Below are 13232 nucleotides of genomic sequence, written 5' to 3' on the forward strand. Positions count from 1 at the left end.
GGATCGACATCCTCGTGTTCATCATTCGGCTTCGGTGCCATTGACCCAGCCGCGCAGGATGCGCGCCACTGCGGCCGGATTCTTGCGGGTCAGGTCGCGCACCTCGTTGAGGCGGCGATCCGACGGGCTGAGTTCCTCCGGTGCGGCCAGGGCCGGCGTCGTGCCTGCGGCGCCACCGGTGCCGGCATCGGTCAGCGCCGGCAGCTCCTCGACATCGTCGACCACCGCATCGAGGCGGTTCTTCTCGCGCTCGAGCTCCTCGGCCTTGCGCATGTCGCGCAGCACCGGCCGGATCACGCCGAACACCACCGCCAGGCCGAGCGCCACCAGCGCCAGCGGCACCGCCAGCGTGCGCACCATCTCGAGCAGCTGCGGCTGCTTCCACAGCGGCAGCTCCGAGGTGTCGACCTCGACCGGCCGGAACGGCGCGTTGACCACCTTCACCGTGTCGCCGCGCTCCTTGACGAAGCCGACGCTCTCCTGGACCAGCGCGGTCAGCTTGTCGAGTTCCTCCTGCGACAGCGGCTGCGAGGTCGGCTGACCCTTCTTGTCGGTGCCGGCGCGGTGGTTCACCACCACCGCCACCGCCAGGCGCTTGACCGTGCCCGTGGCGGCGCGCACCACCCTCACCGTCTTGTCGACCTCGAAATTGGTCACCGCATCACGCCGGCCGCTGGAAGTGACCGCTCCAGCGGCGCCCCCCATCGGCTGCATGGTCTGGGCGGTGCCATTGACCGGTGCGCTGGCACCGGCCACCGGCTGGTTCGAGGCCGCACCGGGCACCCCCCCGACCATCTGGCCGCTGCCGGCGCCGCCGATGTTCTCCGAGGTCTGCGAGCTGCGCACCGCCGCGGGCTGGCCGCCCTGGTTGGGCCGGAATTCCTCGGTGGTCGACTCGGTCTGCGAGAAATCGATGTCGGCCGACACCTGGGCGCGCAGGTTGTCGCGTCCGATCACCGGCTCGAGAATGTCGAGAATGCGCTTCACATAGGCCTGCTCGACCCGGCTGACATGCTGCACCTGGGTGGCATCGAGCATGTTGGTCGCGCCGCTGCCGTCCTGAGCCTCCGACAGCAGCGCGCCGGTCTGGTCGAGCACGCTGACCGCCCGCGGGCTCATCTCCGGCACGCTGGCCGACACCAGATGCACGATGCCGGCGATCTGGGCCCGGTCGAGCGTCTGCCCCGGATACAGCGTCAGCAGCACCGAGGCGCTGGGCTTCTGCTGGTCGCGGAAGAAGCCGTTCTGGTTCGGGATGGCCAGATGGACGCGCGCGGCCTCGACCGCCGACAGCGCGGTGATCGAGCGCACCAGCTCGCCCTCGAGGCCGCGCTGGAAGTTGAGCCGCTCCTGGAACTGCGTCGTGCCGAAGCGGGCGCCATCCATCAGCTCGAAGCCGACCGCCGAGCCCTTGGGCAGCCCGGCCTGGGCCAGCTTCAGCCGCACGTCATGCACCTGGTCGGCCGGCACCAGCACCGCGCCGCCGCCCTCGCTGAAGCGATAGGGCACATTCATCTTCGACAGCTGCGCGACGATCGCGCCACCGTCCTTGTCGGAGAGGTTCGAGAACAGCACCCGGTACTCGGGGCGGCTGCTCCAGAGGACCGAGGCGACGATCAGGGCCAGCATCGCCGCGACGCCGCCGGCCAGCATCGCCTTGCGGCGCGGGGGCAAGGCCCCAAAGCGCTCCGTCAGCCGGGTCGGCCCGACCGCGAGGGTCGACGACTGGGGCGCAGTCAGTGTGGTCGGGCTGCTGGAGAGGTCCATGTCCATGTGTCAGTGGTCGCATGCCAGGACGGTCATGCCTGAACTGGATTATTCGGAGACCTGAGCCTCACGATGGTCCGAACAGCTTCGCGAACCCCGGGTTCTTCATACCATGTCGGCAGGAGCCGGCGCGTAGGATGCCCAAGCTGTGGAGGTACACCTCATGGACGTCAGACTCAAGCCCTTCGACTTCTCCCAGGCCCTGACCCGCACCGGTGCGCTGACCGATGCGGCAGGCGCGACGAATGCCGCCCGCCGCACCGCAGGCAGCGAACGCCGCGAGGACTTCTCCGGCGTGTTCAGCCATGCGCTGAAATCCGTCAGCGCCGCACAGAACGAGGCCGGCCGGCTGCAGCGCGAGGTCTCGCTCGACAGCTCGACCGTCTCGATCGAGGAGACGATGATCGCCATGCAGCGCTCCAACATCGGCTTCCAGATGGCGCTGCAGGTGCGCAACCGCGTGGTGCAGGCCTACAGCGAAGTGATGAGCATGCAGGTCTGAGCGCGACCGCCATCCAGAAGCAATGCAAAAGGCCCTGGCAGCCGTCAAGCTGCCAGGGCCTTCTTCATGGGACGTCCCGGATCAGTCCAGTCCGGGTCAGAGCGTCAGCAGGCGCGAACGGCGCTGGGTCTGGTCGATGTAGCGCTGCAGCTCGCGCTCGGTCACCAGATCGAGTCCGGCCAGCTCGCAGCCGATGCGCCAGTAGGCGCCGCCGATCGCCTCGACGCGCGACACATGCGAGATCACCAGGCCGGTGTTGATGCGGGTGCCGGCATCGAGCTCGAGCAGCACGTTGGGCAGGCGCTGCCCGCGCTGGAACAGCTCCAGCGGCTCGGCCAGCATCAGCGCCACGCCGGTGTAGCTCAGGTCGATGATGCGCAGCTCGAGCTGGCGACCGGCCAGCTCCGGATGCGCCATGCAGGCCTGGGCCCGGCCGCGTCCGATCGGCTGCACCCGGAAACTGCTGCGGCGCTGGAAGCGGAAGACCTCGCGCGGATAGGAGGCATTGAGCACGCTGCCGACGCGGCCGTTCACCAGCACCAGATCATCGACATCGAACTGGATCTTCACATTGTCCAGATAGGCGGTGGCGGTGAGATCGCCCGCACAGACCAGCCGCTGGACCGCCTCGGCCTTGGGATCGACGGAGAACACCAGCACCTGGTGCTCGCTGTCCTCGGCCCACAGCGAGGTGGAATAGGTCGGCAGGTCGGCCCCGCCCAGCGACACCGGAATGTCGTTCTGCACCATCTGCCGCAGCAGCGCACGAATCTCCACCTGCGAGCGCACCCGCAGATCGGCACTGGCCGCCGGCATCGCGCAATCGCGCCTTCGGATCGAACCGTCTCGTGACATCGCGCCTCCCTGCGCTCAGTGCAGCACGTTGTGCCCGGGATGAACGAGCATGCTGTCGAGATCCTCCAGCCACGGCTCGGCCAGGATGCGGATCTCGGCGTCGTTGCGCAGGATGCGCTGCATGATCCGGGACTTGACCTGGACCTCGTCGCAGGCCAGCCGGTTCTGGTGATCGGCCGCATGCTTGAGCTGGGAGATCAGGACGGCGCAGGCCCCTTCGAGCTTGACGACCCGATCCCAGTTGCCGACGCGGGCCGCCTCCAGCATGTCGGCGCTGGCCTGCTCGATGGCTTCGTAGTACTGCAGCAGCGGGCTCTTGCGGACCGGATCCGGCATCGGGTGTCGGGCAGTGGCGGCTTTGGACATGGTGGACCTATGGGAACACGTGGTGCGGCGGACGCAGCGAGCGTCCGGGTCAGGCCCTCGCCCCGCGTGCCACCTGCGGACCGATCTCGACCCAGGCCTCGCGGATCGGCCGGATCAGCCGGTCCGCTTCCTCGAGGATCGAGACGTCGTTGCGCAGGTTGGCCAGCGTCAGGCGCGAAATCACGTAGCTGTAGAGCGCGTGAAGGTTGTGGGCCACGTCGCCACCGGCCTCCAGGTCGAGGGCGGCCCGCAGGCCCTCGTCGAGGATGCGCACCGCCCTGCCGATCTGCTGGCACTTCACTTCGATCAGCTTCGCCTGCATGGCCAGCCGCGCTCGTCCGACGGATTCCAGGAAACCATCGAACAGCATCAGCACAAGCTGATGCGGCGAGGCCGCTTCCACCTGGGTCTCGAGACCGACCTGGGCGTACATGCGGGCGAACTGCTGCGCGCGACCGAAGGGAGATGACACCATGGCAGGAGAGAATGCGCTGTGATACATGGCTGGGTTCTTCTCGGGAACTGGGGCGATGGCGAACAGTTGTCACTGTCTTATCGTCGCGCCCGCGCCCCGACTTGAAGCATTGGCAGGGGTGGATTCAGGACAGTTCCGCGGCCAGCGGGGCGGGAGGCAGGCCAGCGTCCTGGCGCGCGACCATGCGCAGCAGCAGCCGCTCCAGGTCGCGCGCGAAGCGCCGGCCATCGAACAGGGGCGAATCGGTGCGAGCCTGCTCGAGCCGCAGGCGAAGCGCCGCGCAGGCCCCGGGCTCGGTCGCCAGCCGGATCGCCTCGGCGATGTAGCGGTCGATGTCGTCGCAGGCCAGATCGGACAGGCCCAGCGTGCCCAGCAGACTGCCCGCGACCCGGGAAGCAAAGCTGCGGCCCGTCAACGCCAGCACCGGCACGCCGGCCCACAGGGCATCGCTGGCGGTGGTGTGGCCGCCGCAAGGGTAGGTATCCAGGCACAGATCAGCCAGCGGCAGGCGGGCGCGGTGCAGATCGGCACGCAGGAAGGGCGCGAAGACCAGCCGCGCCGGGTCCAGACCGCGAGCCTGCGCCTCGGCGCGCAGACGCTGACGGGCCGGCTCGTGCTCGACCAGCAGCCACAGCACCGAGCCCGGCACCGCCTGAAGGATCCGGCACCAGGCCTCGAAGACCTCCGGCACGATCTTGTAGGGCATGTTGAAGCTGGCGAACACGAAACTCGCCTCGGCCGGCAGTCCGCACTGCGCGCGGGTCGGCGGCTCAGGCCGGCTGCGCGTGCTGTCGTTGGGCTGGTAGCAGTGCGGCATCTGGGCGATCCGCTCGGTGAAATCGGGCTGGGCCTCCAGCGGCGTCACCACCGGATCGCCGATGAAGTAGTCGATGAACGGCGCGCCCGTGGTGCCCGGATAGCCCAGCCAGGACACCTGCACCGGCGCCGGCCGGTGGGCCATCACGTCCATGCGTGCACCCAGCGTGTAGCCCTTCATCTCGATCAGCACGCCGATGCGGTCATCGCGGATGCGCCGCGCCAGATCGCCCGAGGTCAGATCGGCCGTCTCGCACCAGGCGGTCGCGGCGGCACGGATGCGCGCGCGCAAGGCCGAGCCGTCATCCGGACCGCCCGAGTACAGCCACAGCTCGAAGCGCTCCCGGTCGATCGCCTCGAGACATTCGGCGACCAGGATGGCGGTGGCATGGTTGTGGAAATCGCTCGACACCAGGCCGATGCGCACCCGGCCCTGCGGGCGCGGCACCTTCATTTCCGCCCGGCGCGGCACCGCCGCCATGCGGCCGGTCTGCTGGCGGCAGGTCAGGCGCGAAGCCCAGTGCAGCACCTCGGGGTCGTCGGTGAGCGTGATCAGCGGAAAGCCGTTGACGACCCCCGGCAGGGTCTGGCCCTCGGTGGCCTCGACACGCTGGATGCACTGAGCAAGGCGATCGAAGTCCTCGGCCAGACCGGCCCAGTCGCAGGCCCAGGAACTGGCATGGGCCGCGCCCACCGCCGCACCGAGATCCCGCGGCTCGTCATCGAGCAGCATGCGATGGCACAGCGCCGCCTCGGCATGGCTGCCGTGCTTCATGAAGCCATGCGCCATGCCGAGCAGGGCCTGCCGGCGGATCGACCGGTCCGGACCGGCCAGCGCCAGCGCCATCGAGCAGGCCTTGACCGTGCCCTCGAAGTCGAACAGCTTGATGCGGGCCTTGGCCAGCGCCAGATGCCAGCGGGCATCGCGCTCCACCGAGGCATCGAGCGACTCCAGCACCCGGACCACCTCGGCATTGCGGTGGCGCTCGAGCAGCAGGTCGGCCAGCAGCTGGCAGGTTCCCGCGCTGGAGCGGTCGAGCCGGAAGGCCTGCTCGAGATGGCGGATGCTGTCGTCGATCAAGCCCAGGGCATGCTCGCACTGGGCCAGCCGGGCCCAGTGGATCGCCTGCCCGGGCGACTGCCGCGTCGCAGCGAGAAACTGCTCGCGTGCCGCCTTCAGCTGGCCGCGGGACTGCAGTTCCTGTCCGCGATGCGAGGCCGCGCCGCCGGGGTCTCGACGACCGGGCACGCTGCGCCCCCGGTCCGACACGACCGGACGCGCATCGACAGAGGAAAGACTCATGGGAATGCCTCTGAAAGGTGGAGTGACGACTGGACCGATCGAGTCTGTCACTTCCCCCGTCGAGGCATGGCCCGATAAGGCGTGCGTCACACGCCAGTTCGACGAGCGTCGCGATGGCGGTGGGCGCCGGGATCAGTAGTAGTAGGAGCGGCTCAGCGAGGTGGCCAGGTTGTTGACGGCGGTTCCCAGGGAATTGAGGTTGGACATCCGCTTGTCGAGCGACTGGTACTGCTTGTTCAACCGGTCCTCGATGCCGGTCAGCCTCAGCTCCATCGCGTCCTGCTTGTCCTGGTTGCGCTTGAGCTCGGTGCGCAGGCCGTCGGTGCGCGTCTGCAGCGCGCCATCGGTCCCCAGCACACCGTCCGCGTACTTGCGGAACCGCTTCATCACGCCGGTCAGCGCCGTCGTGCTGCCGTCGCCCCCGTTGAGCAGTTCCTTCACCTGGGTCGGATTCTCGAGTGCCGCATCGAGCTTCGACGACTTCAGCTCCAGCTTTCCGGACGCGTTGATCGACACGCCGATGTCGGACAGCCGCTTCAGGCTCCCGCTGTCGCTGCCTCCGAAAGCCTCGAACACCATCTGCCGCATCTGGCTCTGGATGCCCACGGCCGTGCGGTCGGCCTGCAGCTTGCCGGCCGTCTTCGTCGCCGCGTCGTACTTCGTCTCGCTCTTGATCGTGTCGGACAGGCCGTTGAACGCACTGATGAAATCGTTGATCGCCGTCTTGACATCCGAATGTTCGGCCGCGACGGCCAGCTCGACCGGCGTGCTGCTGGTCTTGCTCAGCTTGATCGACAGACCCTCGATCGCGTTGTCGATCGTGTTCGAGGCCGAGCTGATCGACAGGCCGTTGATCAGCACCTGCGCGTTGCCGGCCACCTGATTGCGCGACATCGGCGAGGCCGTGGTGGCGTCATAGGCCAGGGCCGAGAGCCCGGTGGCCGCGTTGCCGTCGTCGCTGGTCTCGTTGACGGCAATGCGGAAGGCATTCTCCTCGCCCGTCTTCGTCGAGCGCAGCGTCAGCCGGGCCCCCGACGCATCGGTCACGATGCCGGCGGTCACGCCGGCGTTGGCCTTGTTGATCTTGTCGCGGATCGAGCCCAGCGAAGTCTCTCCGGCGCCGATGCTGATCGTGACCGGCGTCGCGCCCGACTTCGCGCTGAAGCCGGTCGGCGGCGTCCCCCCGGTCCAGCTGCCCAGCTCGATCGTCATCGACCCCTCCGACAGCGTCGCGCTGCTGCCCGAGAACACCGAGCTGCTGACCGTCTGCGTCGTCGCCAGCGCATTGACCTGCAGCGAGTGGGATCCTGCCGCCCCGCTCTTGCCGCTGACCGGGGTGACCGTGGCCACCGAGGCATCGGAGACCGTCGTGCTGGTCTGACCCCACAGCGACGTCGAGTTGAAGGCGGCCGACTTGTCGCGCAGCGTCGACAGCGCGCTCTGGATCTTGCCGAACGACGAGATCTGGGCATTGATCGAGCTCTGCGTGCTCTGCAGCGTCTTTAGCGGCTGGCGCTCGATGGCCATCAGCTGGCTGACGATCGAGCTGACGTCGAGACCACTGCCCAGACCGGACGCGGTAATGGAAGCCATGAAAACTACTCCTGAAGACTGAGGACGCTCGCGACGAGTTCAAGCACGAACGCGCAGAACGGACGGGCCGATCTGCGCGCAGAGGGAATCGACAGAAGCAGCCCGGGCCTCGGCCCGGACCACCTGCTGATCCGGATCAGGCCGGATCAGCGCAGCAGCGACAGGACCTGCTGCGGCTGCTGGTTGGCCTGGGCCAGCATCGTGTTGCCCGCCTGCGAGAGCACCTGGGCCCGCGACAGGTTCGCAGATTCGACCGCGAAGTCCGCGTCGGTGATGCGGCCGCGTGCCGAGGTGATGTTCTCCTGGCTGGTCGCCAGGTTGGCCACCACGCTCTCGAAGCGGTTCTGCACCGAGCCCAGGTTCGAGCGGGCCGAGGTCACCTCGTCGATCGCGGCATCCAGGTTCGAGATGGTCGTCAGGGAGGCCGCGACCGTCGAGATCGAGGCAGCCGTGCCAGTGATGGCCGCAACCATGCCGGTGCCTGCGGTCATGTTGCGCAGCGCGACCGTGATGCGGTCGGTGGCATCGGTGTCGGTACCGATCTGGAAGGCCATGCTGGTGGCCGCCGAGTTCAGCAGGTTCTTGCCGTTGAACTTGGTGCCTTCGAGCACGCGGCTGACTTCGGTCGCCAGCGCAGTGTATTCCTCGTTCAGGTTGACACGGTCGCTGGTGTCGTTGGTGGAGTTGGCCGACTGGACCGCCAGCTCACGCATGCGCTGCAGGGACTCGCCGACCTTGCCCAGGGAACCTTCAGCCGTCTGCGCCATCGAGATCGCATCGTTGGCATTGCGCGTCGCGACGGTCATGCCGCGAACCTGCGAGGTCATGCGCTCAGCGATGGCCAGACCGGCCGCATCATCCTTGGCCGAGTTGATCCGCAGGCCGGTCGACAGACGCTGCATCGAGGTCGACAGCGAGCCCTCGGTCGACTGCAGAGCGCGCTGAGCGCTCAGCGAGGCCATGTTGGTGTTGATGGTGGTAGGCATAGCTACTCCAGTGATGTCTGATGCTGATGAGCTTGGTGCCGCTCCCGGCACCTGATCGGCTCGTCGCACATGGGGTCCGAGCCGTACTTGAGTTTTCGACGACTCGCCGCCCGGCTTGAGGCTGAACTGAGCATTTTTTCACCCCAGTTCTTGCCTCCGCACACCAAGGCACATCAGCACATGCCCTCCACGCCCGCCGTCAATCTGTCAAGAAGAACACCAATTGGTACCACTTCAACTGCGCAAAAGTGAAACATTCGGTGCTAGAAACGCTCGCAACCTTCTTTGCGTGACGCCATGCCGGCGGACACGCCTGCTCCGGAGACTTCCTCATGATCAACCTCGTCGTCGCCTGCCTGGGGCAGGACATCCGCTGGATCGACGAGCTGCCCGCCTCCTGCGGGATCAGGCTTCACGCGCCACTGCATCCCGATGCCACCGCCGGCCTGCACCGGCCGGTCCAGCGCGTGTCGGCCGAAACTGACACCAGCGCGGCGGAGATGCATCTGCGCCACCTGCTGGCCCTGCCGGGCGGTGCGCCACGCGATCTGACCGTGTTCTGCGACGGCCAGCCCTTCGACGCGGCACCGGCCCTGCTCGATCTGATCGACAGCGAGGACGAATGGAGCGACGTTCAGCCCCTGGGCGCGCCCCTGGCGCTGCGCGATCTGCCGGAAGCCGAACTGGCGCAGCATCCCGGCCAGCGCGACTGGATGGGCGGGCTGCCGGTGGAGCCGCAGCATTTCTGCCCCCGCAGCCTGTCGACGCTGGGCGGGCGCGACGCGGAAGCACAGTGGCTCGCCCGCCAGTACCGTCGCCTTCATGGGCTGGACCGGGGCACGCATCTGCTGGGGCATTTTCTCGACCTCTGCGGCCTGGGCGAGCTGGCGAGGGCCGCTCGCCGCAGCGATCTGGGCCGCCGGGCCCCGGGCGGCATTCTCGCGGTGCGACAGACGGTGCTGGAGGCCACGGTGCGGCAGCACCGCCAGGCGCTGGACCATGTGCTCGAGCGGGTGCTGCCCGGACAGCCCGTCCATGCTCGCCTGTGGGAACACGTCTGGCTGCATCTGTTCGGTCTGCCCTTCGTCACGCTGGAGGCCTTGCCGCGCCCGCCGGCCCCACCCGCCCCGGCCCGACTCGATGCCGCGATGGCTCGCGCGATGGCCTCGATCGACGCCACGCTGGCGCGCGCCACCGGCGGCAGGCCCAGCACCGTCACGCCGGCGCCCTTCCACCTGCCCGCCCGGGCGATCGCAGCCCGTGCGCCAGCGGCACCGATGGACGAGGCCATGCGGGCTTTCGGTCGAGGCGATTTCGAACAGGCCGCCCGTCAGGCACGCCAGGAGCTGATGCGGGCACCCGACCAGGAGCACAGCCGTTTCATGCTGGCCATGTCGCTGGCTGCCCAGGGACGCAGCAACGAGGCCCTGGACCAGTTCGAGCGTCTGCTGGGCCGGGGCGAGCAGGACATGCTGTCCTCGCGACCCGCGCCGCAGGCCACGCCCGCACCCTCCGCACCGAGCAGCACCGGATCGTCCGCGGAAGACCGGAATTCCTCACGCTTTTCCGGCTGACATGCGCATCGCGATCCGTACGGCACGACCTGTTCCCGCTGACAGGGTGGCCGTTTCCAGGCTTCGCTGATGGCAATGAAAATCCACGAAATTTCACACTCGGAGCGATTTCGGGACATGCCGACGCCCGAAATGTCCGACGCAGGATGACGGCCTGTAGGAAGTTGCCTGACACGCTAACGGAATCAGGGGGACTCGAGGCACGGAAGAGGGATGATGTTCCCGCCCAGTTCGGCTCTTCAGAATCCGCTCCATCGACACACCGCCCCGCAGCACAGCAGCCGCCGGGCAACCCCGACAGACACACCGCCAGGAGCAAGCCATGAATTCCGACCAGATCCTCGCCGAAATCCGCGAAGCCAACCTGTCGTACCTGATGCTGGCCCAGAGCCTGATCCGTGCCGACCGCGAGCAGGCCCTGTTCCGCCTGGGCGTCTCCGAGGAGACCGCCGCGCTGCTGGAAGCCCTGTCGCCGGCCCAGATGCTGAAGATCGCCGCCTGCAACACGCTGCTGTGCCGCATGCGTGCCGACGACGATCTGGTCTGGGGCCTGCTGACCAACCACGGCAAGAGCGCCGCCAACGAGGGCGTGTCGCGCCTGCACGCCAGCATCCTGATGGCCGGCCGTCACTGCGAAGCCGCCTGATTCCGGATCCGGACCCGCGACGCGAGGGGAACACGACCATGAAGACCAAGAGCATCCTCACCGAAGCCCGCCAGATCGAGCGCGCCGTCACGCTGATCAAGCTCGGCGCCCGCCTGCAGGTGGTCGAGTCGGAGACCGATCTCTCGTACGAGCGACTGCTGCGCCTGTACAAGGAGTCGCCGGCAAGTCGCCGAGCAAGGGCCAGCTGCCCTTCTCGACCGACTGGTTCATGACCTGGCAGCCCAACATCCACGCGTCGCTGTTCCTGAACACCCACGAATACCTGAACAAGGTGGCCGAGCTCGAGGAGATCGACACGGTCATCAAGGCCTACCAGCTCTATCTCGAGCAGACGCAGGCCCAGAACCTCGAACCGCTGCTGTCGATCACCCGGGCCTGGCGGCTGGTGAAGTTCGTCGACAACGGCATGCTGACGATGACGAAGTGCTCCAAGTGCGCGGGCAGCTTCGTCACCCATCCGCACGAGATCGCCAAGCACTTCGTCTGCGGCCTGTGCAACCCGCCGGCACGCGCCGGCAAGGGCAAGGCCAGCGGGTCGCTGCAGCTGCACTGATCGATCCGCCTTCCTGATCCCTGATTTCTTGTCTCCTCCCTTGCACCTCGAGCGGTGCAGTTCGGGGCCCGGTCATGCCGGGCCCTTTTTTCTTGAAGCGCCAAGATGCCTGCATCTTTGGTGCTTTTTTTCACTACAGCTCATTAGCACAACGCCGGATGATCAATATCTGAATGCCCTAGTCCTTGCCTAAACGGAGGCCAAATTAAATGATCCCGAAAATTATTCACATAATCTGGATCGGCGATGATTCCATCCGCCCAGACAACTGCATCCAGACCTGGATTGACATGAATCCCTCATGGTGCATAAAAATATGGGGAAATGAGGATTTAAAAACATATGGATGGCACAACGCACACCACATGAAATCCATGTTCAGCAAAGAGATCAATGGGGTGGCGGACATGATGCGATGGGAAATACTCTATAACGAAGGTGGATTATTAGTTGATGCGGATAGCTCGTGCTGCGCTCCACTCGATGAGTGGCTGCTCGATCTTGAGGCATTCGCCTGCTGGGAGAATGAAATCTGCAGGCCTGGGCTAATAGCGGCGGGGTATGTTGGCACAGTGCCGGAAAATCCATTTTTTGGGCAAATAATACAAGATATCAAATCCGAGCCCAGCGTCATTAGCGACATGGCGTGGAAAACAGTTGGCCCACTACGGTTAACTCAGTCTCACAAGAAATACTCCTACACAAACCTCACTATATTACCGAGCCACTTTTTCATACCGGAACATTTTTCAGGCATAAAGTACACAGGAACCGGGAAAGTTTACGCACAGCAATACTGGGGAAGCACCAAGAAAATTTATCAAGAACTAAACAAAGAACAGTTGCCGACTGGAAGAGATGGCGGTCCAATAGATAGCTCTTCTGCACCTGCACCTGCACCTGCACCTGCACCTGCACCTGCACCTGCACCTGCACCTGCACCTGCACCTGCACCTGCACCTGCACCTGCACCTGCACCTGCACCTGCACCTGCACCTGCACCTGCACCTGCACCTGCACCTGCACCTGCACCTGCACCTGCACCTGCGGCAAGAAAAAACTACTTTCACCAAACAATTGAATTGGGAAAAGAGCTTTTAGGCAGATCGAGATTAGACGTCTTCACACAAATATGTTCAGGAAAAAATGTACTGCATATTGGGTGCGCAGACTGGCCAATCACAGACATAAAGCAAAACCTCCACATTCAACTGGATAAGGTATGCAACAGTCTTGACGGCTTCGATATAAATACTGAAAGCTTCAGTACACTCCAAGAACACATCCGCGGAGAATTATTCAGTGACCTCACTCAAATCAAGAAACAATACGACATCGTACTTATACCCGAGGTAATAGAACATGTACCAAATATACAGATATTTCTTGAGCAAATTCATCAAATAGATGCCAGGAATTTTATAATTACAGCGCCCGATGCATTTCAATGCAAAGATCGCCACTTTGCTTACGACTCGACATCAGAGCAGTTTACAGAAATTATTCACCCGGATCACAACTGCTGGTTTAGCGCCTACACGCTCAAAAATACAATTAAAAAATATACACCATGGAAAATACATGGCCTATGGCTATTCAACAACATATCCATAATGTTGATTGCGGAAAAATAATGTGCAATAATTCACTAGGCTGACCAGCGCACATTCAGAAAATCTCACAAACGCCGAAAACATAGCTGTGGCATGGCAGTGAGCGAGCGTCATGCCACTCCCTGTGATCGTTTGCCAGTCTCCCTCGGTGTCAGAACACCG

The 13232-nt window shown here is 65.0% G+C and carries 11 protein-coding genes and 1 pseudogene; 5 read left to right on the top strand and 7 right to left on the bottom strand.

The features are described 5' to 3' along the window. Nucleotides 1–21 precede the first annotated feature (21 nt). Nucleotides 22–1767 (bottom strand): flagellar basal-body MS-ring/collar protein FliF, encoded by a 1746-nt coding sequence (gene fliF / locus NFT33_RS00680; RefSeq protein WP_220787078.1) that lies wholly within the window; start codon nt 1765–1767, stop codon nt 22–24. Nucleotides 1768–1930: 163 nt separating this feature from the next. Here fliF and fliE point away from each other — a divergent pair, with 163 nt between their 5' ends. Further along, the gene (gene fliE / locus NFT33_RS00685; protein WP_251672557.1) at nt 1931–2269 is read left to right on the top strand and encodes a flagellar hook-basal body complex protein FliE; all 339 of its coding nucleotides are present in this window, start codon (nt 1931–1933) and stop codon (nt 2267–2269) included. Between the two features lie 96 nt (nt 2270–2365). On the opposite strand, the gene NFT33_RS00690 is transcribed toward fliE, so the two are convergent. From NFT33_RS00690 to NFT33_RS00715, 6 genes are all read right to left on the bottom strand, one after another. After that, a complete protein-coding gene (locus NFT33_RS00690; protein WP_251672558.1) occupies nt 2366–3085 on the bottom strand; it encodes a flagellar brake protein in 720 nt (239 codons plus the stop codon). A 54-nt stretch (nt 3086–3139) separates the two neighbouring features. Continuing rightward, nucleotides 3140–3460: a flagellar protein FliT gene (locus tag NFT33_RS00695; protein ID WP_149504366.1), complete on the bottom strand. Its 321-nt coding sequence runs from the start codon at nt 3458–3460 to the stop codon at nt 3140–3142. 79 nt (nt 3461–3539) lie between these two features. Then, on the bottom strand, nt 3540–3923 hold the full coding sequence (fliS, locus tag NFT33_RS00700) for a flagellar export chaperone FliS (protein ID WP_251672559.1): 384 nt from the start codon (nt 3921–3923) through the stop codon (nt 3540–3542). Between the two features lie 166 nt (nt 3924–4089). Beyond that, the gene (locus NFT33_RS00705; RefSeq protein WP_251672560.1) at nt 4090–6084 is read right to left on the bottom strand and encodes an O-linked N-acetylglucosamine transferase, SPINDLY family protein; all 1995 of its coding nucleotides are present in this window, start codon (nt 6082–6084) and stop codon (nt 4090–4092) included. Nucleotides 6085–6216: 132 nt separating this feature from the next. Beyond that, nucleotides 6217–7677, bottom strand: a complete 1461-nt coding sequence (gene fliD / locus NFT33_RS00710; RefSeq protein WP_251672561.1) for a flagellar filament capping protein FliD — start codon at nt 7675–7677, stop codon at nt 6217–6219. 146 nt (nt 7678–7823) lie between these two features. Next, a complete protein-coding gene (locus NFT33_RS00715; RefSeq protein WP_251672562.1) occupies nt 7824–8663 on the bottom strand; it encodes a flagellin N-terminal helical domain-containing protein in 840 nt (279 codons plus the stop codon). Nucleotides 8664–8995: 332 nt separating this feature from the next. Between NFT33_RS00715 and NFT33_RS00720 the strand changes: the two genes are divergently transcribed. The 4 genes and pseudogenes from NFT33_RS00720 (at nt 8996) to NFT33_RS00735 (ending at nt 13091) form a co-directional block, all read left to right on the top strand. Then, nucleotides 8996–10237: a hypothetical protein gene (locus tag NFT33_RS00720; RefSeq protein WP_251672563.1), complete on the top strand. Its 1242-nt coding sequence runs from the start codon at nt 8996–8998 to the stop codon at nt 10235–10237. 322 nt (nt 10238–10559) lie between these two features. Further along, entirely contained in the window at nt 10560–10883 is a 324-nt protein-coding gene (gene flhD, locus NFT33_RS00725) for a flagellar transcriptional regulator FlhD (protein WP_251672564.1), read from the top strand. Nucleotides 10884–10921: 38 nt separating this feature from the next. Further along, a pseudogene (gene flhC / locus NFT33_RS00730) lies at nt 10922–11457 on the top strand (flagellar transcriptional regulator FlhC). A gap of 209 nt (nt 11458–11666) precedes the next feature. Beyond that, nucleotides 11667–13091 carry a glycosyltransferase gene (locus NFT33_RS00735; RefSeq protein WP_251672565.1) on the top strand — a complete coding sequence of 475 codons (1425 nt, stop codon included), beginning with the start codon at nt 11667–11669 and terminating at the stop codon, nt 13089–13091. The last annotated feature ends 141 nt before the right edge of the window (nt 13092–13232 follow it).

This window comes from Sphaerotilus sp. FB-3, from assembly GCF_023706025.1.
Classification (GTDB): Bacteria; Pseudomonadota; Gammaproteobacteria; order Burkholderiales; family Burkholderiaceae_C; genus Sphaerotilus; species Sphaerotilus sulfidivorans.

Bases quoted from the DNA above. Each gene is read 5' to 3' on its own strand.
- fliF (WP_220787078.1), bottom strand. From the start codon at position 1,767: ATGGACCTCTCCAGCAGCCCGACCACACTGACTGCGCCCCAGTCGTCG.
- fliE (WP_251672557.1), top strand. From the start codon at position 1,931: ATGGACGTCAGACTCAAGCCCTTCGACTTCTCCCAGGCCCTGACCCGC.
- NFT33_RS00690 (WP_251672558.1), bottom strand. From the start codon at position 3,085: ATGCCGGCGGCCAGTGCCGATCTGCGGGTGCGCTCGCAGGTGGAGATT.
- NFT33_RS00695 (WP_149504366.1), bottom strand. From the start codon at position 3,460: ATGCCGGATCCGGTCCGCAAGAGCCCGCTGCTGCAGTACTACGAAGCC.
- fliS (WP_251672559.1), bottom strand. From the start codon at position 3,923: ATGTACGCCCAGGTCGGTCTCGAGACCCAGGTGGAAGCGGCCTCGCCG.
- NFT33_RS00705 (WP_251672560.1), bottom strand. From the start codon at position 6,084: ATGAGTCTTTCCTCTGTCGATGCGCGTCCGGTCGTGTCGGACCGGGGG.
- fliD (WP_251672561.1), bottom strand. From the start codon at position 7,677: ATGGCTTCCATTACCGCGTCCGGTCTGGGCAGTGGTCTCGACGTCAGC.
- NFT33_RS00715 (WP_251672562.1), bottom strand. From the start codon at position 8,663: ATGCCTACCACCATCAACACCAACATGGCCTCGCTGAGCGCTCAGCGC.
- NFT33_RS00720 (WP_251672563.1), top strand. From the start codon at position 8,996: ATGATCAACCTCGTCGTCGCCTGCCTGGGGCAGGACATCCGCTGGATC.
- flhD (WP_251672564.1), top strand. From the start codon at position 10,560: ATGAATTCCGACCAGATCCTCGCCGAAATCCGCGAAGCCAACCTGTCG.
- NFT33_RS00735 (WP_251672565.1), top strand. From the start codon at position 11,667: ATGATCCCGAAAATTATTCACATAATCTGGATCGGCGATGATTCCATC.